Raw genomic sequence first — 23,830 nt, forward strand, 5'->3', positions numbered from 1 at the left:
ATAAATTCCTCTGAATGATTTCCTTTACTTTAAGTTGGCAAGATGAATCGCCTGTTTTGGCGTTTTTGTTATCAACTTGCTTAACTTAAAAGATAGGAAACTGGCTAAAAAACTTTCAGAAAAATTTTCGAAACAAATGGTTTTAAAGAATGGAATTTATATAACTTATTGATGTGTAGAGTAAAAAAACGACGAATTTTTTATGAATTTTTGTCTAATCTGAAGAGGTTGTTTAGGTTATAATCTATTTTTATGTATAAATAACCAGTAGCTCTCATCATGATGGATCCATCTCTATTACTCGACGGTTTGAACGACAAACAACGTGAAGCCGTTGCAGCACCTCTAGAAAACTTGCTCGTCCTTGCTGGTGCAGGGAGTGGTAAGACACGCGTTCTTGTTCACCGTATCGCTTGGTTGATGTCGGTCGAGCAATCATCTCCGTTCTCAATCATGTCGGTAACCTTTACCAATAAGGCGGCGGCAGAGATGCGTGGACGTATCGAAGAGCTAATGATGGGCAGTGCAGGCGGTATGTGGAATGGTACTTTCCACGGCATTTGTCACCGTATTCTGCGTGCGCACTATCTTGATGCCAAGCTACCGGAAGATTTCCAAATCATCGATAGTGACGACCAACAGCGTCTACTAAAGCGTTTGATCAAAGCGCAAAACCTCGATGAGAAGCAGTGGCCAGCACGCCAAGTGGCATGGTGGATTAACGGCAAGAAAGACGAAGGTCTGCGTCCGTCGCACATTGATGCGTACCACGATCCAGTGACCAAGACATATCTGCAGCTTTACACCGCTTATCAAGAGGCGTGTGATCGTGCTGGTTTAGTCGATTTTGCGGAAATCTTGCTGCGCGCACATGAGCTACTGCGTGATAACAAGTTCGTCCGTGAACACTACCAAGCACGCTTTAAGCATATCTTGGTGGACGAATTCCAAGATACCAACAACATTCAATATGCTTGGCTACGTATGATGGCGGGTCCTGAGTGTCACGTGATGATCGTAGGTGATGACGATCAGTCGATTTACGGCTGGCGTGGTGCAAAAGTCGAAAACATTGAGAAATTTACGCTGGAATTCCCAAGCGTGAATACCATTCGTCTTGAACAAAACTACCGTTCAACCAAGACCATTCTGGAAGCGTCCAACGCTCTGATCGCGAATAACACCGAGCGTATGGGTAAAGAGCTTTGGACTGATGGCGTTGTCGGTGAGCCTATCTCGATTTATAGCGCTTACAACGAACTAGACGAAGCCCGTTTTGCGGTAAACAAAATCAAAGAGTGGCAAGACAAGGGCGGTGCTCTGAATGACGCTGCAATGCTTTACCGAAATAACGCCCAGTCGCGTGTTCTTGAAGAAGCACTAATCCAAGCAGGTCTGCCTTACCGTATCTACGGCGGCATGCGATTCTTCGAACGTCAGGAAATCAAAGATGCCTTGAGCTACATGCGTCTGATTGCAAACCGTAATGATGATGCGGCATTTGAACGTGTAGTGAATACGCCAACGCGTGGTTTGGGTGATAAGACGCTTGAAACCATCCGTTTTGCGGCTCGTGACCGTGGTTGCACCATGTGGGAAGCGAGTGTGGCTATGTTGGATGAGAAGGTGCTTGCAGGTCGTGCTGCTGGTGCTCTGAGCCGTTTTATCGAGCTTGTTACGGCACTAGAAGACGACACCATCGAGATGCCGCTGCATCACCAAACTGACCATGTCATCAAATACTCTGGCTTGTTCGCGATGTACGAGCAAGAGAAGGGCGAAAAGTCTAAGGCACGTATTGAGAACTTGGAGGAATTGGTGACTGCAACTCGCCAATTCGAGAAACCAGAAGAAGCTGAAGACATGTCACTGCTGACGGCATTCCTAACCCACGCGGCACTAGAAGCGGGCGAAGGACAAGCGGACGAGTTTGAAGATGCGGTTCAGCTCATGACATTGCACAGTGCGAAAGGTCTAGAGTTCCCGTTGGTGTTTATGGTTGGTGTGGAAGAAGGCATGTTCCCAAGCCAAATGTCGGCAGAAGAAGCAGGGCGTTTAGAAGAAGAACGTCGTCTGTGTTACGTAGGCATGACCCGTGCGATGCAGAAACTGTACATCACTTATGCTGAAATGCGCCGTTTGTACGGTCAGGATAAGTACCATAAACCGTCTCGCTTTATCCGTGAACTGCCAGAAACTTGTCTAGATGAAGTACGCATGAAGGCGCAAGTTAGCCGTCCTGCAAGCAGCGGTCGATTTAGCCAAACGGCAGTGAAAGAGAGCTTCAATGAAACTGGCTTTACGCTAGGTTCTCGTGTGATGCATCCTAAGTTTGGTGAAGGCACCATCATCAACTTCGAAGGCAGTGGTCCACAGAGCCGCGTACAGATTGCCTTTAATGGTGAGGGCATCAAATGGTTGGTGACTGCTTACGCTCGACTAGAGAAACTGTAAGGCTTCACCAAAACTAATCAACTTAAGATCTGCTTCGGCGGCTCTTTTTGTTTGTGCTGTTTTTGTGTCGCTAATGCAGTAAAAAATGGAATGATAAATGGAATGCGAGAGCGCGATTTAACGATGCTGTTTGAAGGGAAAGTCTGGTGTTGTTGGTGAATGTCTGTTTTCAGTAGAGCTGCTGAGAAAAATTTTAGGCAAAGAAAAACCCCGAGGGCTTGCGCCCATCGGGGTTATAGTCTTACTCGCAGCAATCCGGCTACTAAGAGTGCTCCATGCATCTAATCCATGATAGTGTGCTGAATCCGTCAGCTTAATCCTTACGTCGCCTTCCTAGCGGTGTCCTTAATGACCTTATCCTGGTCTGCTAACCATCCTCGTTAGCTCTCATCACTTGTTCCCTGAGCGGTGTCCCTGACATCATCCTGATGTTCAAATCCTTGCCTCGTCCAGAGGTGTCCATTTCCCGTCCTTAGTAGCAACCATCCTAGTCACTATTGATTCCGTTCAATGTCCAATTTTGCAATCCATGCCCGACTATTCATCCTGAATAACCGTTTCTTCTTCCTGAAGTTCACCAAGTCCGTGGTGTTTCCTGTTCCGTGTCAGCATCCTTCCGACAGGTTTAATATTACGTGTTTAACGATTTCCAACAACGGGCTAATCTCACATTTTTTCACTCTCTTAGCGTTCAAAAAAGACACATAAATATTAAATTCAATGACTTATGCTCTTTGTTGTACGGTTTTACCATTAAAAAAGAGAGGTTTGCTCAACCCTTTGTGAGAGATCTCGCACAAGGGGTCGAGCGAAAGACTCTTACTGCCCGATAGCGGCACCTTCACGCCTTGGATCGGCTGCGCCCTCAAGACCGTCTTTTGTTATACGTATCGCATGCAGTCCAGAGTTCAAATCACGAACATCAGTTTTAAAACCCATCTTTTCCAACTCAGGCTGTAAGCCTTCTGCAGCGGTACCTTGCTCAATATCTAAGGTACCAAAACGGTTCAGTAATCGTGGCTGATTAATCGCGCTTTGGATGTCCATATCCCATTGCGTGTGGGCGATAATGGCTTGTGCGACGTAACCAATGATGCGGCTGCCACCCGGTGAGCCAATTGCCATGTAAGGTTTGTCATCCTTCATCATAATGGTTGGTGCCATGGATGAGCGTGGGCGTTTACCCGGTTCTAAGCGGTTCGCGATTGGCACTCCATCTTGATGAGTGCGGAAAGAGAAATCAGTCAGTTCGTTATTGAGCAAGAAGCCACGCACCATCAAGCGTGAGCCAAAGGCGTTCTCAATGGTCGTTGTCATTGAAACCACATTGCCTTGCTTATCGACGATATTGAAATGGCTGGTGGAAGGCAGCTCGATCGATTGATCCATGCTTAAGTTCATCGCGTGCCACCAAGGAGGGTTGCCGGCTTCAACCTTACTCAAGGCTTTACCGACTTGAATGAGCTCAGCACGTTGTTTGAGATAATCTTTATCAAGCAAGCCTTCGGTTGGCATTGGCACATAATCTTGGTCAGCCATGTATTTACCGCGATCCGCGAACGCAAGGCGCGATGCATCAGCGATCACTTGCCATGATTTCGCGCTTTCGGCTCCCCAACCTTTAAGATCGTATTGCTCGGTGATCGCGAGAATCTGTCCAACCGTCAATGCGCCAGAGCTTGGTGGTCCCATACCGCAGATGTCATAGCTTTGGTAAGCCGCACAAACCGGTTCACGTTGCTTGATTTGGAACGCATCAAAGTCAGGTTGTGCCAATACGCCAGGATTGCCCGGTGCATTTTGTACGGTCTTGATAATGTCTGTGGCGATATCGCCTTGATAGAAAGCTTTTGCCCCTTGCTCTGCAATTGCCGTCAGAGTTTGCGCGTATTCAGGGTTCTTCAACAACGTGCCTTCGGCTTTTGGTGAGCCGTCTGGATTAAAGAAGTAAGCCTTAGTCGCAGGGAAGCGTGATAGGCGCTTGGCATCTTTCTCAATCAGGCTCGCGAGACGAGGACTGACCTCGAAACCTTGCTCAGCCAAGGTAATCACAGGTTGGATGATCTTCTTCCATTCCAACTTGCCGTATTTCTGGTGCGTGTCCCACAGTAGTTTCACTGTGCCGGGAGTGGCAACGGAAAGCCCACCGACAACCGCATCGTAAAACTGCAGTGGTTGTCCTTTGTCATCTAGGAAGAGTTTCGGCGTCGCGGCGAGCGGTGCGGTTTCGCGTCCATCATACGTGGTCAGTTTTTGTTTCTCACTGTCCCAATACACTAAGAAGGCACCGCCACCAATACCTGATGATTGCGGCTCTACCAAGCCTAGCATCAGCTGTACGGCAACCATGGCATCAATAGCATTGCCCCCTTGTGCAAGAACATCCGCCCCAGCTTGGGTGGCAAGTGGGTTGGCTGCTGTGACCATATAATCTTTGGCTTTGACCAATTGCTTTTGCTCGAAGCCAGTACTGTGCTCCGGTGCAACCGCATCTGCTGCTTGGTTAGCAAAGGCTGAGGTAGATAAGACGAGTGGGGAAGTAAGAAAAAGACCCGTGGTCACGAGTCGGTTGAACGTCCAATGCATGATGACTCTCCATGTTGCCAGTTTTGTGCTTTCAGCTTGGCAGTCATGAAGAGTCACGTCGAGTCAGCAATCTTAGAAATGTCGATTGTGCTACGCTTTTAAATCAGTACTTTATCCGATAAAAGTGCTGATGGTTTGGTACAAAATACTGCCGCCCACGAGAGTAAAGACCACCCCACACAGACCGTCGATGTAGATGCCTGCTTGTTGCAATTTACGTTGTAAGCGCTGTGTCGACAGCATCCATGCAAGGCTAGAGAACCAGAATAGCGACAAGCCAAACAAGATGATCAAAGCAATACCTTTGCCAGTGATCGACATACCTGCAGGGACTAAGCTCGACATCAAACTGATAAAGAACACCAAGGCTTTTGGGTTAAGAATGTTGGTCGCAAATCCTTTCGCAAATGCCTGACGCTTATTGCTGATCACTAGGTTGTTTTGCTTCTTAGGTTGATCCGCCTGTGGGTTTTTGATCATCGAGATCACGGCACGTAATGCGCCAATACCTAAATAGAGCAGGTAACTACCACCGAGCAGTTGCACCACCGAATACAACACTGGGTGCTGGTGGACGATATAACTTACGCCTGTCAGGCTGAACAAAGAGTGCAGCAAAATACCGACAGACAATCCCAACGCAATGTACAAGCCAGTTTGACGACCATGACGCGTCGCGTTTTGTACAACCAGCGCAAAGTCGGGACCGGGACTCATTAGGGCAATAAAGTGAATGCTGGCGAGCGTCAGCAATATGGTGGATTCATTCATAACACATCTCAAATATAACCAATACGGCTATTGTCGTGGCAAGTCACCTGTGGCGCTTGTAAAAAACTGACAGCTTTCTCGGTAAATGAAATTAACGAGTCACTTGAGAAGGGGAAACGCCGTAGGTTTGCTTAAACGCTTTGCTGAAATGCGCTTGATCGTAGAAACCGATTTGATGGGCGACGTCGGTACCACATTGACCAGCTTGCAGTAACTTCATGCCTTGTTCGAGTCGTAGGCGTGCGAACCATGCGTAAGGCGTCATGCCAGTTTGCGCTTTAAAGTGGCGCTGGAACTGAGTGGGGCTCAGTTGGCACAGCTCTGAAAGTGAATCCAAACGCACCGCTTGGTCGAGGTTTGCCATTAGATAATCTTTTAACGTCCCAAGCGATTGATTCCCAAGTGGTACTACTTTTTGTCGCTCAAGCGATCCGTAGCGATCAAAAAGCTGGTTAAATCCTTCAAAAGGAAGGCAATCTTTGGTGAGTTGGCTGAGGTTTTCACGACGAAGTAGCCCATGTAAGTTACTAAGTTGTGAAAATATCTGTGGATCCGAGATGATCAGCTCGTTGAAGTGTATTATTTGACCGTTTTGCTTAAGATCAGCCAGATCGCTCAATAGGTGAGGTTCGATCGCAAATACATTCACTTCATAGCCACTTTCGAGCTTAGATTGCCCGTCGTGCAGCTCATCTGGCGGCATTATCACAATTTGCCCGTGACCAACTTGGTGGCTGTTACCTTGGTATTGGAACTTCTGCGCACCATGCGTGATCAGACCGAGATGAAAATCCAGGTGGTAATGCCTTTGAAAAGCAAATTTCTGGTATTTCGCCTCTATCAGACTCAAGTTGTCATGGTCGGTTGCGTAGTACTGAATATGTTCCATTAAATAAAAAAAGCTTGGTCACATTATGACCAAGCTTATCCATCAATTTCTTAAATGTCTTGTAAAAAACGATCAGGCAGCACGAGCCGCTTTGCGTGACTTGCGGTTATTACGCAGACCATCAAAGCTAAATACCAACAAGGCACCCCAAATAAAGGCGAAGGTGATGGCTTTATCGCTAGTGAACGGTTCGCCGTAGATCAGCACTGCAAGCAAGAACATCAGACTTGGACCAATGTATTGGAAGAAGCCCAACGTTGATAGCTTTAGACGGGTTGCAGCGCCAGTAAAACACAATAGCGGTAGGGTAGTGATCACGCCTGCAGCAATCAACAAGGTATTCAGCTTCATTGGGTTATCTAGCATGTTGGACGTCGGTGAACTCGCAATAAACAGCAAGTAAATTGCTGTGGCAGGTAACATCACCAAGGTTTCAATGAATAGTCCGGTTTGTGCTTCCACACTGACTTTCTTACGCAGCAAACCATAAAAGCCGAAGCTCATTGCCAGCGCTATCGCGACCACAGGCACCGAGCCAAAGACGATCAGCTGAACTAATACGCCACAAGCAGCAAGGACAACCGCGAACCACTGAAGCTTACGTAGACGCTCACCAAGGAAGACCATCCCGAGTAAGACGTTGATCAGTGGGTTAATGTAATAACCTAAGCTGGCATCGAGCATGTGATTCGAGTTCACCGCCCAAATGAAGATCAACCAGTTTGCACCCACCAAAATGGCAGTAGAAACCAGAAACATCATCTTGGTTTTGTTTTTAATGATGTCGCGAACCGAGCGCCAATGGCGACCAAAATGGAGGAGTGCGGCTAGCAAAAAGAAAGACCAAATCACTCGGTGGCTTAAGATCTCTAGTGGCGAGACTTCAGCAATCGATTTGAAGTAAATGGGTGCGATGCCCCACATGGTGTACGCGCCAATAGCAAGCAAGACGCCTTGCCGTGAGCGTTGTTGTTCTTCTGGTGTCATGGGATGTCACCTAATTGAGTTTTTATAGAGCAGAAAATCAGTATACGAGTCGTGAGCTGAATCACCTAACAATTTGCGGTTTTATTCACCATGAAACCCCATTACAATGTGCCCTCACTTTGCGTGCTAGTAGCATGCATAAGCACCTCTTTTTAAGACCCAATCTGAGATTTTTCATGACCTCTACCTTGTTAGCCGAACAATCAGACTCGCCTGTAACGCCTCAACGTGTGTTGGAGGATGTGTTTGGTTACCAAGAGTTCCGTGATGGTCAGCAGTTGGTGATTGACGCTGCAGTAGAAGGTCGCGACAGCTTAGTTATCCTGCCTACTGGTGGCGGTAAGTCGCTGTGCTATCAAATTCCTGCTTTGGTTCGCTCTGGCATTACTTTGGTCATTTCTCCGCTTATCTCGCTGATGAAGGACCAAGTGGACCAGCTTAAAGCCAACGGTGTAGCGGCTGAGTGCATCAACTCGACCATGCCTCGTGAAGAGCTACTCAGCGTGTATAACCGCATGCACACTGGGAATCTTAAGTTGGTGTACGTCTCGCCAGAACGCGTATTGATGCGTGACTTCATTGAGCGTTTGGAAAACTTGCCGCTATCGATGATTGCCGTCGATGAAGCGCACTGCATTTCCCAGTGGGGACACGACTTCCGTCCAGAATACGCCGCGCTTGGTCAACTCAAGCAGCAGTTTTCCCATGTGCCATTTATGGCGCTGACGGCAACGGCGGATGATGCAACGCGCCGAGATATTCTTGAGCGTCTGCAACTGAATAATCCAGAGGTTTACTTAGGCAGCTTCGACCGTCCCAACATTCGCTATAACTTAGTTGAGAAGCACAAGCCGGTTTCGCAAATCGTTCGTTATCTTGAAACCCAAAAAGGGAATTGCGGCATCATCTATTGTGGTAGCCGTAAGAAAGTTGAGATGGTGACCGAGAAGCTGTGTAACAACCACATTCGTGCTGCTGGTTATCACGCAGGTATGGATGCTGATGAGCGCGCTTACGTTCAAGAAGCTTTCCAACGTGATGACATCCAAATCGTAGTGGCGACCGTGGCATTCGGTATGGGCATCAACAAACCAAACGTGCGCTTTGTGGTCCACTTTGATATCCCGCGCAATATCGAGTCCTACTATCAGGAAACGGGTCGTGCAGGGCGTGATGGTTTACCTGCGGAAGCCATGATGTTGTATGACCCAGCGGACATCAGTTGGCTGCGCCGTATGTTGGATGAGAAAGACGATGGTCCACAGAAGCAGGTGGAAACCCACAAACTGAATGCGATGAGTGCCTTTGCTGAGGCGCAGACTTGTCGCCGTCAGGTGCTATTGAATTACTTTGGTGAGTATCGTGAGAAGCCATGTGGCAACTGCGATATTTGCTTAGATCCACCGAAACACTTTGATGCCACGGAAGAAGCGCGTAAGGCATTGTCTTGTGTGTATCGTGTTAATCAGAGCTTTGGTATGGGCTACGTAGTGGAAGTACTACGTGGCATGCAAAATATTCGTGTACGTGAGAACGGGCACGATAAGATTTCTACCTACGCGATAGGTCGCGACCACAGTCACGACTATTGGGTGAGTATCTTCCGTCAGTTAATCCACAAAGGGCTGCTGTTCCAAAACATCACGCGTAACTCAACGCTGCAACTTACCGAAGAAGCGCGTCCGCTGCTACGTGGCGATGTGACTCTGGAGTTAGCGGTTCCGCGTTTAGACACTGCAGCACGTGCGGCGAAGTCGGACAAACTGACTAGCAAGAACTACGACAAAAAACTGTTTGCTAAGTTACGTAAGCTGCGTAAGTCGATTGCTGATGAAGATGGTTTGCCACCATACGTGGTCTTCAGTGACGCGACTCTGATTGATATGGCGGAAATTCTGCCAACGTCTTACGGCGAAATGCTGGCAGTTAGCGGCGTTGGTCAGCGCAAACTAGAGAAGTACGCCGACCCATTCCTCGATTTGATTCAAGAACACATTACTCACCACGGATAAGGAACCAAGATGCAAAAGGAATTTGGCTTAGCGGATTACATGGCACAAGAAGGGCGCTTAATCATTACCGCGCCGAGCTTTGACCTTGATAGTTTTCCTGCTTTAGGTGAGCGTTTAATAGGGCTGCTTTCTGCTACTGTGGTGGAAAAACAGTGGGATGCGGACATTCACTCTTGGTTGATTGACTTTGAAGGTTGCCGACTGTTTATGAAAGCAGAGCATTACAGCGAAGCGATTTGGTTTGAAGCTTTAGCGATTGAAGAGAGCAGGGAAGAGCTGGATTATCTCGCAGGATTGTTCCTGCGCGGTTTCTAAAAATTGAATTTTTCTTGAAAGGGTGTTTCACATGAAACACCCTTTTTTATGCTCAAACGTTTGCGTAAAACAGACGACTTGCGGCAAAAAGTGGTTAATGTATAATCGCCCACCGCTTCGCTCAGAATGAGCCAAGCCAGTTTATTTTTCATTTTACATTATTGGTAAGAGCCACTTTATTCAGTGACTCGATTTGGGTTCCCTCACCCCCAAACCAAACTAAAAAGGTATCGCATGAGTAACTTTACCCCTGCGCAGCAGCGCAACGCCCTTATCTATCTGGTTCTATTCCACCTAGTCATTATTGCATCTAGCAATTACCTAGTTCAGCTACCGTTTACTATTTTCGGTTTCCATACCACTTGGGGTGCATTCACTTTCCCATTTATCTTCTTAGCGACTGACTTAACCGTGCGTATTTTCGGCGCTCAGTTGGCGCGTAAGATTATCTTCTTAGTGATGTTGCCTGCTTTGGCAGTGTCTTACTTCTTATCGGTGGTGTTCTTCGAAGGTCAATTCCAAGGTTTTGGTCACCTAGGGGAATTTAACTTATTCGTTGCTCGTATCGCGATTGCTAGCTTCATGGCGTACCTACTTGGTCAGATCATGGATGTGCACGTGTTCAACCGCTTACGTCAAATGAAGCAATGGTGGGTGGCACCAACGTGTTCAACGCTTTTCGGTAATGCACTTGATACCATCGCTTTCTTCGCCATTGCGTTCTACCAAAGTCCAGATCCATTCATGGCGGAGCATTGGACGGAAATCGCGCTGGTGGATTACGGCTTCAAACTGATTATCAGTCTTGGTTTGTTCGTTCCTATGTACGGCGTATTACTGAATTACCTAATTAAGAAGCTGACTGCGGTGAACCCTGACTTTAAGGTGACGACAAGCGTTCAGTCTTAATATCAGTGGGAACCCCGAAAGCCGCTTGCTTAAATCAAGCGGCTTTTTTGTACCTGCTTACTGGGATTTAGAGGGTTTTGTACAGCGTGGGGAGCAATTAGATCATGGGTGTCCAAAAGCTCCCTAAGCTGTACGAAGGTAAAAATGAGCAATAAAAAAGGTCCCGAGTGAGACCTTTTTATCGAAGTTACGGAACGTAGAGGAAGCTCGTTGGTGAAATGGCTAACGGAGCATCTTCTCAATCAAAATGGCTTTTTGCGCATCGAAGGCGCCAAGTTGCAGGCCGTTCTCCCAACTGATGCTTTGATTGAACATCGCCAGCATCAAACCGACACTGCGTTGATTGGCGTCCTGCCAGCAATCAGACTCGCTGTACTCTCCATCATTTATCGCGTTGCCATTAACGAGAATGGGCTCGAAACGCCACTTTTCGCCGACACGGTAGTAGCCTTTACTGGTTAAGGTCTGGTTGGATTGAATCGTTAAAATGTGCTCGATGCCCGGCTCACCTGTTAATTCAAATACAAATCTTAGCTGGTGGTCGCCACATTGCAGCTCAACGATCAGTTGGCCGTTTTCCTCAATCAGTGTTGACTGAGAATAGTCTCCGAAGCAGTGCAGCAACCAAGAAATAGGGTGACTGGCTGTTTCAAGAAACCACTCTTTAAGTGTGAAGGTGCCCGGTAGGTTAACTTGGATGATTAGATTGACCACACAAGGTTGGGTTTGCGAGGTGAGCCATTTCTCTATCGTCTTGGCGGTCTCTAGCTGAGCAAAGGCGTAATTAACCAATAGGTTGGAGTTGTGTTGCTGCCAGTTAGTGATGTCGGAATTCAATCCTAGCAATGGCTTTTCACAAATCAGCTTGGTTGAATCTAACGTCTTTATGATCTCTGCATGAGTATGCGCAGGTGTCGCGATGGTCACGACATCAAGTTGCTTGAGTGCGCTGATGCTTGTTTCTGCCTTTGGGATTGCTTCTTCACTGCACGCTTGTTGAAGAGGTTCTATTTGGTTGGCGCATAACGTCGTGACCGATACACCATTGTTTCGATAGTGGGGAATGTGTGTCCGTCCCCAGTTGATTCCTATGATGCCAGCTTGTTGGATTTGCTCTGGCTTGTTGAAACGTTCACTCAATGGCGGCAAGGCAATTCGTTCATCTGTTAAACGTTGGTCATGGTGATAGTCATTGCTTGGCAGCACTTGCCATGGCTTGTTGTAATGCTGCTTGAGTGCACAAACGAGTTCGTAGAAATTCCACTTATCCTTTAAGTTGCTATCAAGGTGATATAAGCCGGCTTCGTTCCGCTCAATAAGCTGCAAAAAGGCGAGTGCAGTATCGTCCATATGAGAAGTCGCGGGATACCAAGCCGTGCTAGCGGTAATAACGCCTTTCTCTTCATGTTGGCGGTCGAGATGCGCCAACATGTTATTGCCTTCTGCTTGATGATGGAGTTGCCAACCGATTCGAGCAATCATCGCATCCGGGTTTGCTTGCCAGATTGCATCTTCACAACGAACTTTGTATTTGCCGTATTCATCTTGGGTGTTTCTTTCTTCAAAGATGCCATAAGGCCCATTTTTTGTGGCATCAAATACCATTGCTGTGCTGACAAAAAGGTAAGGAATGTTGCGCTGTTTGCAGTGCTCACCAAGCCACGCTGCCCACGCTTCACTCCCCATCGCCATATGGCACACCGCATCAATATGGTGCTGTTGCCAAAATTGCTCACTTTGCTGTAGATCATCCGGCGGGATTTGATGGTGATTCCATTCCAATACATTCCACCCGCGGAGGTGGAACTGATGAGCAACTTTAGGGGCGAGGGTGCCAGTTAAGCCAGTCATTAAAACGGTTTTCATGATGGTACATCTTGGTTGGCTAAATCGTGTTTATCAATAAAGCATGGCTGTTTTTCGATGTAGAGCGGAGAAGCTGAGATTTTTGCTGAGCAGCACGTTTTGTTGGGGTAAAAGTTCGATACAAAAAGCCCAAGCGAGTGCTTGGGCTTAATACGTTATGACAGAAGTGGTCGATTATATTGCTACGACGCTTAACGGCCAGCCGATGTCTGTCTGACGGTTGGATTCAATTTCCAACTCAGCGGCTGTCAGTGGGTTTGCCTCTAGCCACTGCGCATCAATGTTGAGCGTCAGTTTGTCGCCTTCTGCTGTTAGAGTCACATTTGGCTCCAGATCAGGGTTGCGACGATGGCTGAGTAGAACCGCAAGGCGCAATAGACGCAGTACGCGTTTACCACTGGTGCCTGACAGAGCATGTTGCTCCGGCAGTGAGGTCAGCTGTTCACGGTAACGGCGAGCAATTTCACCGATAAAGAACTTCTGCGCGCGTGTGTAACCAGGCAAATCCAAGTGCTGAAGCAGATAAGCGCTGTGTGCACCACCTTTTTTGAAATCGATAGTCAGACCGATTTCATGCAGCTTCGCTGTTGTTTCTAGCAGCACTTTACCTTGAGGTTCAGTAACCCACGCTTCACCGCCAACTTGCTCAAGCAGTTTGCCCGCAAGTTTTGCGACTTGTTCACCGTAATGGCAATCAAGTTGGTAACGGCTTTGTACGCTACGAATAGTGCGTGCACGGATGTCGTTTTGACGAAGCTCGTCAACCATCTCGTACACCAAGCCTTCACGTAGTGCGCCGCCAGCCAGTGTCATAGCATCGATTTCTAGTAGCTCAAAGATCGCAATTAAAATGGATAAGCCACTTGGGAATACCAAAGCACGTTCTAGGGTAAGGCCTTCAATATCGAGCTCTTCCAAGTGATCAGCAAGCATCGCCTGCTTTTGCAGACGCTTAAGTTTGGAGTGAGTAATCACTTCGTCCATACCTTGCGCTAGCATTATCTCTTGTAGTGCTTGAACGGTACCCGATGCGCCAACACACACATCCCAACCTAGGTCGGTGTACTGTTCTAAGATTGGCATCAGAGTTTGCTTCGCACCTTCAATTGCGGCTTCGAAGTTACGTGCATTTAATTGGCGGTCTTTGAAGAAGTTCTCTAACCAAGTGACACAGCCCATTTTTAGACTGGTCAGTGCTTTGGCTTCGAAACCTTCACCGATAATCAGTTCGGTACTCGCACCGCCGATATCGACCACAAGGCGACGACCGCTGCCACCGGAGGTGTGAGCAACACCTTTATATATAGTGGCGGCTTCTTCTTCGCCGGTAATCACTTCGATAGGCTGACCTAAGATTTGGTTCGCCTTCTCTAGAAAAACATCCACATTGGTCGCGGTACGCAATGTCGCGGTACCCACAATGCGGATGTTCTGTTTAGGAATATCCTGCAAGCGTTCTGCAAATAGACTTAAGCAGTCCCATCCTCGCTGCATAGCTTCCATACTAAGAGAGTTATGTTCATCTAAGCCCGCGGCTAGACGAACTTTGCGCTTAATTTTAGCCATAGTTTGAACGCTGCCATCGATGTGACGCACAACGAGCATGTGAAAACTGTTCGACCCGAGGTCGATGGCGGCGTATAGCGGTGATGATCCTGCTTGACTCATAAACGACTTCAGTTTCCTTTTATGATTGTTTTGGCGCTGATTGACGCGGCTGACGAGGACGACGTCCTTGCGGCTTACGGTTACCAGAGCGAGTGCCACCTGTATTGGTGCGACGTTGCTGAGTACGAGGTGCGCGCATACGAAGTGGTGCAGGCAAGTCTTGGATTAGAGCTGAAGCATCGTAATCAGAAACTGGAATTGCGTGCTCAATGTATTCTTCGATTGGTGGCAGGTTGATTGCGTAGTCTTCACAAGCAAAGCTAATAGAGTGACCGCTTGCGCCAGCACGGCCTGTACGACCGATACGGTGAACGTAATCTTCACAATCATCTGGTAGGTCGAAGTTGAATACGTGTGTTACTTGAGGAATATGAAGACCACGTGCTGCAACGTCGGTTGCGACTAGTAGGTCAACTTCACCACGAGTGAATTGCTCAAGAATCTTTTCACGCTTCTTCTGTGGTACATCACCAGTCAGTAGACCAACACGGTGACCATCTGCTGCTAGGTGACCCCAAATTGATTCACACTTGTGCTTAGTGTTAGCAAAAACGATCGCGCGGTCTGGCCATTCTTCTTCAATTAGCGTTTGAAGCAGTGCCATCTTGTCTTCATTAGAAGGGTAGAAAAGCTCTTCTTGGATGCGGTGACCCGTTTTTTGCTCTGGCTCAACCACAACATGCTCAGGGTTGTGCATGTGTTCGAATGCCAATTCTTGTACGCGGTAAGACAGCGTTGCTGAGAACAGCATGTTCAAACGCTCTTTTGGCTCAGGCATACGACGGAACAAGAAGCGAATGTCTTTAATAAAGCCAAGATCGAACATGCGGTCTGCTTCATCCAGAACAACTGCTTGAATGTTGTTTAGGTTGAATACGCGTTGCTTGTAGAAATCGATGATACGGCCTGTGGTGCCGATAAGAATGTCTACACCGTCTTGCAGTTTAGCAAGTTGCTTGTCGTAGCTTTCGCCACCGTAAGCTAATGCTGCTTTAAGACCAGTGCTCGCAATCAAAGGTTCAGCATCGTTAAAGATCTGAATCGCTAGCTCACGCGTTGGCGCCATAATGATTGCGCGCGGTTGAGTTGGCTTGCGACCTTCGTGCTCTGGTGTCGTTAGAAGGTGGTTGAAGGTAGCAGTAAGAAACGCGAGGGTTTTACCAGTACCCGTTTGGGCCTGGCCTGCAATGTCTTGGCCGGTGAGCAGTACCGGCAACGCCAAGGCTTGGATAGGGGTACAATATTCGAACCCTTTTTTTTCCAATCCTTCAATAACTTGGGGCTTTAAATCCAAATCGGCGAACTTTTGCTCTGTGATATGCGTCTTTTTCATAGCGATAGAATATCAGCTAAAGCTTGCAATAAGAAAGTAAATACATTCCAATAGGGCATCTATTTACTGGTTATCATCCAACCAGTTTCGAAAAACACATTGGAGTGGAAGATGAGTGATAAGATTTTGCAGCTTACTGATGACGGTTTTGAAAACGATGTAATCAACGCTGCAGGCCCGGTTCTAGTTGATTTTTGGGCAGAATGGTGTGGTCCTTGTAAAATGATCGCTCCTATCCTGGACGAAATCGCTGACGAGTACGAAGGCAAACTCACTATCGGTAAACTAAACATTGACCATAACGCAGGTACACCACCTAAGTTTGGCATTCGCGGTATTCCAACGCTACTGTTATTCAAAGACGGTAACGTAGCGGCAACGAAAGTTGGTGCTTTGTCTAAGACTCAACTAAAAGAGTTCCTAGACGCAAACCTATAATCACCAAGTGATTACAAACAAAACCGTGCAATATGACAATGCGCGGTTTTGTTTTTCTAACTCTGGACTAGAATATTAATTAGTGCTAACTTATCGCGCGTTAATTGAACAAATTTCTCTTCTTGGTCGATCCTGAGACCAAATCCATCTTAACTAGAAAACAGATCTTATTTTGACTAAACAAGCATCCACCACCATGAATCTTACTGAACTGAAGAACAGACCTGTGTCTGACCTTGTAAAGCTTGGCGAAAGCCTGGGTCTTGAGAACCTAGCTCGTCTAAGAAAACAAGACATCATCTTCGCAATTCTTAAAGCGCACGCAAAAGGCGGCGAAGACATCTTTGGCGATGGGGTTCTGGAGATTCTGCAAGACGGCTTTGGTTTCCTACGTAGCGCGGACAGCTCATACCTTGCTGGTCCAGACGATATCTACGTTTCGCCAAGTCAGATTCGTCGCTTCAACCTACGTACTGGTGACTCAATTGCTGGTAAGATTCGCCCACCAAAAGACGGTGAGCGCTACTTTGCCCTGCTAAAAGTCAACACAGTTAACGACGACAAACCAGACAACGCTCGTAACAAGATCCTATTCGAGAACTTAACGCCTCTGCACGCTAACGAGCGTATGGTAATGGAGCGCGGTAACGGTTCTACAGAAGACATCACAGCACGTGTTTTAGACTTGGCATCGCCAATTGGTAAAGGTCAACGTGGTCTGATTGTTGCTCCGCCTAAAGCGGGTAAGACAATGCTTCTGCAAAACATCGCTCAAAGCATCGCATACAACCACCCAGAGTGTGAGTTGATGGTACTTCTTATCGACGAACGTCCAGAAGAAGTAACAGAGATGCAGCGTCTAGTTAAAGGTGAAGTAGTGGCGTCAACATTCGATGAGCCAGCTTCTCGCCACGTACAAGTAGCGGAAATGGTAATCGAGAAAGCAAAACGTCTTGTTGAACACAAGAAAGACGTGGTTATCCTGCTTGACTCTATCACTCGTCTAGCTCGTGCATACAACACCGTAGTACCTTCATCAGGTAAAGTGTTAACTGGTGGTGTGGATGCAAACGCACTACACCGTCCTAAGCGTTTCTTCGGTGCAGCACGTAACGTAGAAGAAGGTGGCAGCCTAACTATCCTTGCTACTGCTCTAGTTGATACTGGTTCTAAGATGGACGAAGTTATCTACGAAGAGTTCAAGGGTACAGGTAACATGGAAATCCACTTGAACCGTAAGATCGCAGAGAAGCGTGTATTCCCAGCGATTGACTTCAACCGCAGTGGCACACGTCGTGAAGAGCTTCTAACTAAGAACGAAGAGCTTCAGAAGATGTGGATTCTACGTAAGATTGTTCACCCAATGGGCGAAATCGATGCAATGGAATTCCTAATCGACAAGCTAGCGATGACGAAGACCAACGACGAATTCTTTGATGCAATGCGTCGTCAGTAGTCTCAGATAAGTAATTCTGCGAAGGGCCACCGTATATCGGTGGCTTTTTTATTGCTTTCTCCCGATAGAAGTATCAGAATGAAGGAAATGTTATCGGGAGGTTAACATGCAACAAGGAATGTTGTCGTCATTACTCCTGAGCTTGTCACTTATCACATTACCCGCGACGTTATCTGCCAAGGAAATGCAGGAAACCGTAGTAGAACAGTGGCTTCAGGATACCCATATACAGACCAAAGTATCTGAATTGCTCGATTATGCAGTCAGAGACGAAGTCGACTCTCTCAAATTCGCCCTCGACCGATTGGCTTTTCCTCAACAAGAAGTCGTACGCTTCCTATTGCTCGAAAAACTAGAGCAGCAAGAAATCATCCTCACGCCGAGAATGGCTATTTTTGTCGAATCTCAGATCAGTATTACGCCGACTTACCAAGTACTTGAACGTGGTGATGGTTACGAATTTAGTGTGCCTGCGTTTAATTTCCCTGCGATCGCCAGTCGTCTGATTAAGCGCTGGAAGCAAGACCAAAGTACGTTGGAGTTTGTTTTAGCGGCAGAGCGACAAGAGCTTGATTTGAAAGATTGGCTTACTGGCACTTCACAGCAAGTACAAACCAGAGAGGCGCTGCTTATTCGCGAGCTAGACAGTTTGTCTCCCAACGCACTTGAAGCGCTCACCAAGCAGTTAACTCATGCAAACGTAACGAGCTGGTTGCCTTCAACAGCCGTTGTGGTGCGTTTGGCGCAAGTCAGCCAAGATGAGGCCATGTATGATCTGCTATGGCGAATGCGCGCAGATTACAATAGCCAGACAGAGCTTGAAAGATTGGCTGAGGTGAGCGATGAATTCTCACTACAACAATTGATGAATGCCACCGTCAATCCAACCTTAAAACCTTACGCGATTGAGTTGCTCACGAGATCCAATCCACTTACTCCGAACGTAAAACAATTCCTAGTAGCCAAGATGGCGCTTTCAGAAGAAGCCACTTTGGTTGCAAGAGAGTTAGCGAAGCAGGGGCATCAATCTTGGTTGGAAGAGCTTGTTTCAAGCAATCGCCAAGTGAAGGCGCGGCAAATTCAGGAATTCCTGAAGTGATAGCACTTCAAAAGGCCTCTCTTCGTCTTGTTTCTATTGAAGCAATCTAGCTCACATACCCACACAAAATAGGAGGATCTTAGCGTCCTCCTATTTGTTATACTGCAGACAGTTTAATCAGCCAGCATGAAGGCCTATGAGTTTTAAGGATTTACGCGAATTTATCGACCACCTAGAACAGAAAGGTCGACTTAAACGCATCACTCACCCCGTCGATCCCGCTTACGAAATGACAGAGATCAGTGACCGCACCTTGCGTGCTGGTGGTCCTGCATTGTTGTTTGAGAACCCAATCGGCTACGACGTACCTGTTTTGACGAACCTATTTGGTACGCCAGAGCGTGTCGCAATCGGCATGGGACGCGAAGACGTTAAAGAATTAAGAGAAGTCGGTAAGCTGCTGGCTTATTTAAAAGAACCTGAGCCACCAAAAGGCTTCAAAGACGCTTTAGAAAAGCTGCCTGTGTTCAAGCAAGTATTGAACATGCCGGCTAAGCGTTTACGTAAAGCACCATGCCAAGACATTGTTTGGCAAGGTGATGAAGTCGATTTGGATAAGATTCCGGTAATGAGCTGCTGGGCAGAAGATGTTGCGCCACTGCTTACTTGGGGCTTAACCGTAACCAAAGGTCCAAACAAGAAACGCCAGAACCTAGGTATTTACCGTCAGCAGAAAATTGCTAAGAACAAAATCATCATGCGTTGGTTAGCCCATCGTGGTGGTGCGCTTGATCTGCGCGATTGGATGGAAAACAATCCAGGTAAACCTTTCCCAGTTTCGGTTGCGTTTGGTGCAGACCCTGCAACCATTCTTGGCGCAGTAACACCAGTGCCAGATACGCTATCGGAATATGCATTTGCAGGTTTGTTGCGTGGAAGCAAAACGGAAGTCGTGAAGTCAGTCAGTAATGATTTGGAAGTGCCAGCGAGCGCGGAAATCGTGATGGAAGGCTATATCGACCCGAACGAGTTTGCTGATGAAGGTCCTTACGGCGACCACACTGGCTACTATAACGAAAAAGAAAAGCACCACGTATTTACCATTACGCACATTACTATGCGTAAAGACCCTATTTATCACAGCACCTACACAGGTCGTCCGCCTGATGAACCAGCTGTATTGGGTGTGGCATTAAACGAAGTGTTTGTGCCGATTTTGCAAAAGCAATTCCCAGAGATTGAAGACTTCTATCTACCGCCAGAAGGTTGTTCGTACCGAATGGCAGTCGTCACCATGAAGAAGCAGTATCCGGGGCATGCCAAGCGAGTAATGATGGGCGTGTGGTCTTTCTTACGTCAATTCATGTATACCAAGTTTGTTATTGTGTGCGATGAATCGGTAAACGCACGAGATTGGAATGATGTCGTGAAAGCCATGTCAGAGCATATGGATCCTGTGCGTGATACCTTGATGATAGATAACACGCCAATCGACTCGCTCGACTTTGCTTCACCTGTGGTTGGGCTTGGCTCCAAGATGGGTTTAGATGCAACCATTAAATGGGATGCTGAACTGGCGACACGAACTAAAGTTACCGAGCGAGATAATAAAGCGATTACCCAATCTGATTTGGATGCGTTGAAACAGCAGCGTCCTGAAATTGTCGATGTTTATCTACCGGCCACAGCAAACAACCAATTTGTTGTCGTGACAATGAAGAAAGACCAAGCCGGTCAATCTCAAGCATTGATGGAATACTTGTGGGACTTCTTCGCTCAGTACACGGATAACAAATTCATTATTTTGTGCGACGATGACGTCAATGCACAAGATTGGAATGACATCATTTGGGCAGTGACAACTCGAATGGATCCAGACAGAGATACCACTCAAGTTCGTGGTAAGGCGGATAGTTCATCTAAACTTGGGCTCGATGCGACCAATAAGTTTGAATCTGAAGCCACGCGCGAGTGGGGCACGCCTATCAAAAAAGATCCTAAACTTGTGGCTAAAGTCGATGAGATTTGGGACCAGTTAGGTATTCTATGAGTCATCAAGTCCACCTTCTACCAATGGACGTTACGTTCCAAGTAAAAGAAGGGGAGACGGTGTTGGAAGCTGCGCTCAACAACAATATTCGCTTCCCGCACCGTTGCCAAGTTGGCGCTTGCGCCATGTGCATGTGTAAAAAGCTAACGGGCGAGGTGAGCTATCACCTCGAACCTATGCTAACCGAAAAAGAGCAACAGCAAGGTTGGATATTCCCTTGCCAAGCCTATACAGAAAGTAATTTAGTGCTTACTTTTGACGAGTAAGCGAGAGGAACACCATGACCATCCAATGTAAAGTAAAGTCTATTCAGCCGTTAGCTTGTAATACTTACCAAATCCTTCTTCACCCAGAATCACCAGTGCCTTTTAAAGCCGGTCAGTACCTAATGGTCGTGATGGGTGAAAAAGACAAACGTCCTTTCTCTATTGCGAGCAGTCCTTGTCGTCATGAAGGTGAGCTTGAACTGCACATCGGCGCGGCAGAACACAATGCTTATGCACTAGAAGTCGTTGAAGCAATGCAAGCCGCCCTAGAAACAGATGGTCATATCGAGATTGATGCACCACATGGTGATGCTTGGGTTCAAGAAGAAAGCGAACGCCCGCTATTATTGATTGCTGGTGGTACTGGCTTTAGTTACGTGCGTTCGATTCTGGATCACTGTGTTGCACAGAACAAAACCAACCCTATCTATTTATACTGGGGTGCACGAGACAACTGCCAGCTTTATGCTAAAGAAGAACTGGTCGAGATTGCCGATAAGTTTGCTAACGTTCACTTTGTTCCAGTAGTAGAAGAGGCACCTGCAGACTGGCAAGGTAAAGTTGGTAACGTGCTACAAGCAGTAGCCGAAGATTTCGAAAGCTTAGAAAACTACGATATTTATATTGCAGGCCGCTTTGAAATGGCTGGTGCAGCACGTGAACAGTTCACTCAGAACAAGAAAGCGAAGAGCGAACGTATGTTCGCAGACGCGTACGCTTTCATTTAAATACGGCTTTTAAGGCAGAAAAAGAGGGTTTTTTACCCTCTTTTTTGCTTTTTTGATGAAATAGTCATCGAACAGTCAGTTTTTTCCATTTTTTTTCAAAAAAGGGTTGCGAACGGATCTGAGTTCCCTATAATGCGCATCCACCGACACGGCAGACGCGATAAGGCTTCAGCAGGGTCGGAGAGGTGAAAAGCTTCTGAGAAAATAAATTGAAAAAAGTGTTTGACACTCTCAATTATCTCGTTAGAATGCACCTCCGCTTTGAGAGAAAAACTTCTCGATAAGCAAGCTCTTTAACAATATAGACCTATCAATCTGTGTGGGCACTCGTTGATGATAATCCAATTAGATATTTCGGTATCAAATTAGGTTTCAATGAAACGAAGTGACCATTGAATCGAAAGATTCAGCACAGTCAATTCAAACATTACTTATGTAATGTTCAGTATTCATTGAGCCGAACAAAATCTTAAATTGAAGAGTTTGATCATGGCTCAGATTGAACGCTGGCGGCAGGCCTAACACATGCAAGTCGAGCGGAAACGAGTTATCTGAACCTTCGGGGAACGATAACGGCGTCGAGCGGCGGACGGGTGAGTAATGCCTAGGAAATTGCCCTGATGTGGGGGATAACCATTGGAAACGATGGCTAATACCGCATAATGTCTACGGGCCAAAGAGGGGGACCTTCGGGCCTCTCGCGTCAGGATATGCCTAGGTGGGATTAGCTAGTTGGTGAGGTAATGGCTCACCAAGGCGACGATCCCTAGCTGGTCTGAGAGGATGATCAGCCACACTGGAACTGAGACACGGTCCAGACTCCTACGGGAGGCAGCAGTGGGGAATATTGCACAATGGGCGCAAGCCTGATGCAGCCATGCCGCGTGTGTGAAGAAGGCCTTCGGGTTGTAAAGCACTTTCAGTCGTGAGGAAGGTAGTGTAGTTAATAGCTGCATTATTTGACGTTAGCGACAGAAGAAGCACCGGCTAACTCCGTGCCAGCAGCCGCGGTAATACGGAGGGTGCGAGCGTTAATCGGAATTACTGGGCGTAAAGCGCATGCAGGTGGTTTGTTAAGTCAGATGTGAAAGCCCGGGGCTCAACCTCGGAATAGCATTTGAAACTGGCAGACTAGAGTACTGTAGAGGGGGGTAGAATTTCAGGTGTAGCGGTGAAATGCGTAGAGATCTGAAGGAATACCGGTGGCGAAGGCGACCCCCTGGACAGATACTGACACTCAGATGCGAAAGCGTGGGGAGCAAACAGGATTAGATACCCTGGTAGTCCACGCCGTAAACGATGTCTACTTGGAGGTTGTGGCCTTGAGCCGTGGCTTTCGGAGCTAACGCGTTAAGTAGACCGCCTGGGGAGTACGGTCGCAAGATTAAAACTCAAATGAATTGACGGGGGCCCGCACAAGCGGTGGAGCATGTGGTTTAATTCGATGCAACGCGAAGAACCTTACCTACTCTTGACATCCAGAGAACTTTCCAGAGATGGATTGGTGCCTTCGGGAACTCTGAGACAGGTGCTGCATGGCTGTCGTCAGCTCGTGTTGTGAAATGTTGGGTTAAGTCCCGCAACGAGCGCAACCCTTATCCTTGTTTGCCAGCGAGTAATGTCGGGAACTCCAGGGAGACTGCCGGTGATAAACCGGAGGAAGGTGGGGACGACGTCAAGTCATCATGGCCCTTACGAGTAGGGCTACACACGTGCTACAATGGCGCATACAGAGGGCAGCAAGCTAGCGATAGTGAGCGAATCCCAAAAAGTGCGTCGTAGTCCGGATTGGAGTCTGCAACTCGACTCCATGAAGTCGGAATCGCTAGTAATCGTGGATCAGAATGCCACGGTGAATACGTTCCCGGGCCTTGTACACACCGCCCGTCACACCATGGGAGTGGGCTGCAAAAGAAGTAGGTAGTTTAACCTTCGGGAGGACGCTTACCACTTTGTGGTTCATGACTGGGGTGAAGTCGTAACAAGGTAGCGCTAGGGGAACCTGGCGCTGGATCACCTCCTTAAACGATGATTATACACGATGAGTGTCCACACAGATTGAT

At 47.4% G+C, this 23,830-nt stretch carries 17 protein-coding genes and 1 rRNA gene; 11 read left to right on the forward strand and 7 right to left on the reverse strand.

Going from position 1 to position 23,830, the window contains the following annotated elements:
• Positions 1 to 279 precede the first annotated feature (279 nt).
• Entirely contained in the window at positions 280 to 2,454 is a 2,175-nt protein-coding gene (uvrD, locus tag A9237_RS08575) for a DNA helicase II (protein WP_005440023.1), read from the forward strand.
• Positions 2,455 to 3,273: 819 nt separating this feature from the next.
• Here the strand turns inward: uvrD and ggt are convergent.
• The 4 genes from ggt to rarD form a co-directional block, all read right to left on the reverse strand.
• Entirely contained in the window at positions 3,274 to 5,040 is a 1,767-nt protein-coding gene (gene ggt, locus A9237_RS08585; RefSeq protein WP_078608036.1) for a gamma-glutamyltransferase, read from the reverse strand.
• A gap of 111 nt (positions 5,041 to 5,151) precedes the next feature.
• On the reverse strand, positions 5,152 to 5,811 hold the full coding sequence (locus tag A9237_RS08590) for a LysE family translocator (RefSeq protein ID WP_005451242.1): 660 nt from the start codon (positions 5,809 to 5,811) through the stop codon (positions 5,152 to 5,154).
• 91 nt (positions 5,812 to 5,902) lie between these two features.
• On the reverse strand, positions 5,903 to 6,700 hold the full coding sequence (locus A9237_RS08595; protein ID WP_005451239.1) for an AraC family transcriptional regulator: 798 nt from the start codon (positions 6,698 to 6,700) through the stop codon (positions 5,903 to 5,905).
• 72 nt (positions 6,701 to 6,772) lie between these two features.
• Positions 6,773 to 7,687 (reverse strand): EamA family transporter RarD, encoded by a 915-nt coding sequence (gene rarD, locus A9237_RS08600; RefSeq protein WP_078608037.1) that lies wholly within the window; start codon positions 7,685 to 7,687, stop codon positions 6,773 to 6,775.
• A 176-nt stretch (positions 7,688 to 7,863) separates the two neighbouring features.
• Here rarD and recQ point away from each other — a divergent pair, with 176 nt between their 5' ends.
• From recQ to A9237_RS08615, 3 genes are all read left to right on the forward strand, one after another.
• Positions 7,864 to 9,699 carry an ATP-dependent DNA helicase RecQ gene (recQ, locus tag A9237_RS08605; protein WP_009701217.1) on the forward strand — a complete coding sequence of 612 codons (1,836 nt, stop codon included), beginning with the start codon at positions 7,864 to 7,866 and terminating at the stop codon, positions 9,697 to 9,699.
• Between the two features lie 9 nt (positions 9,700 to 9,708).
• Positions 9,709 to 10,014, forward strand: a complete 306-nt coding sequence (locus A9237_RS08610; protein ID WP_078608038.1) for a DUF3630 family protein — start codon at positions 9,709 to 9,711, stop codon at positions 10,012 to 10,014.
• 234 nt (positions 10,015 to 10,248) lie between these two features.
• The gene (locus A9237_RS08615) at positions 10,249 to 10,923 is read left to right on the forward strand and encodes a 7-cyano-7-deazaguanine/7-aminomethyl-7-deazaguanine transporter (protein ID WP_005378770.1); all 675 of its coding nucleotides are present in this window, start codon (positions 10,249 to 10,251) and stop codon (positions 10,921 to 10,923) included.
• A 222-nt stretch (positions 10,924 to 11,145) separates the two neighbouring features.
• On the opposite strand, the gene A9237_RS08620 is transcribed toward A9237_RS08615, so the two are convergent.
• The 3 genes from A9237_RS08620 to rhlB all read right to left on the reverse strand — a co-directional run bounded on the left by A9237_RS08620 (position 11,146) and on the right by rhlB (position 15,790).
• The gene (locus A9237_RS08620) at positions 11,146 to 12,789 is read right to left on the reverse strand and encodes a sugar nucleotide-binding protein (RefSeq protein ID WP_078608039.1); all 1,644 of its coding nucleotides are present in this window, start codon (positions 12,787 to 12,789) and stop codon (positions 11,146 to 11,148) included.
• Between the two features lie 174 nt (positions 12,790 to 12,963).
• Positions 12,964 to 14,457, reverse strand: coding sequence for a guanosine-5'-triphosphate,3'-diphosphate diphosphatase (gppA, locus tag A9237_RS08625; protein ID WP_078608040.1), 1,494 nt, complete (start codon positions 14,455 to 14,457; stop codon positions 12,964 to 12,966).
• A 19-nt stretch (positions 14,458 to 14,476) separates the two neighbouring features.
• Entirely contained in the window at positions 14,477 to 15,790 is a 1,314-nt protein-coding gene (gene rhlB / locus A9237_RS08630) for an ATP-dependent RNA helicase RhlB (protein WP_005440041.1), read from the reverse strand.
• Between the two features lie 111 nt (positions 15,791 to 15,901).
• Here rhlB and trxA point away from each other — a divergent pair, with 111 nt between their 5' ends.
• From trxA to A9237_RS08670, 7 genes are all read left to right on the forward strand, one after another.
• The gene (gene trxA, locus A9237_RS08635) at positions 15,902 to 16,228 is read left to right on the forward strand and encodes a thioredoxin TrxA (protein WP_004745500.1); all 327 of its coding nucleotides are present in this window, start codon (positions 15,902 to 15,904) and stop codon (positions 16,226 to 16,228) included.
• A gap of 196 nt (positions 16,229 to 16,424) precedes the next feature.
• Positions 16,425 to 17,684: a transcription termination factor Rho gene (gene rho / locus A9237_RS08640; RefSeq protein WP_005440042.1), complete on the forward strand. Its 1,260-nt coding sequence runs from the start codon at positions 16,425 to 16,427 to the stop codon at positions 17,682 to 17,684.
• 106 nt (positions 17,685 to 17,790) lie between these two features.
• The gene (locus A9237_RS08645) at positions 17,791 to 18,783 is read left to right on the forward strand and encodes a hypothetical protein (protein WP_039843020.1); all 993 of its coding nucleotides are present in this window, start codon (positions 17,791 to 17,793) and stop codon (positions 18,781 to 18,783) included.
• A 136-nt stretch (positions 18,784 to 18,919) separates the two neighbouring features.
• A complete protein-coding gene (gene ubiD / locus A9237_RS08650; protein WP_078608041.1) occupies positions 18,920 to 20,773 on the forward strand; it encodes a 4-hydroxy-3-polyprenylbenzoate decarboxylase in 1,854 nt (617 codons plus the stop codon).
• On the forward strand, positions 20,770 to 21,039 hold the full coding sequence (locus A9237_RS08655; protein ID WP_009696789.1) for a 2Fe-2S iron-sulfur cluster-binding protein: 270 nt from the start codon (positions 20,770 to 20,772) through the stop codon (positions 21,037 to 21,039). The genes ubiD and A9237_RS08655 overlap by 4 nt, the downstream gene beginning before the upstream one ends.
• Before the next feature lie 14 nt (positions 21,040 to 21,053).
• Positions 21,054 to 21,767, forward strand: coding sequence for an NAD(P)H-flavin reductase (gene fre / locus A9237_RS08660; RefSeq protein WP_005451180.1), 714 nt, complete (start codon positions 21,054 to 21,056; stop codon positions 21,765 to 21,767).
• Between the two features lie 471 nt (positions 21,768 to 22,238).
• Positions 22,239 to 23,791: ribosomal RNA gene (locus tag A9237_RS08670) — 16S ribosomal RNA — on the forward strand.
• The last annotated feature ends 39 nt before the right edge of the window (positions 23,792 to 23,830 follow it).

The organism is Vibrio owensii (assembly GCF_002021755.1).
GTDB classification, from domain to species: domain Bacteria; phylum Pseudomonadota; class Gammaproteobacteria; order Enterobacterales; family Vibrionaceae; genus Vibrio; species Vibrio owensii.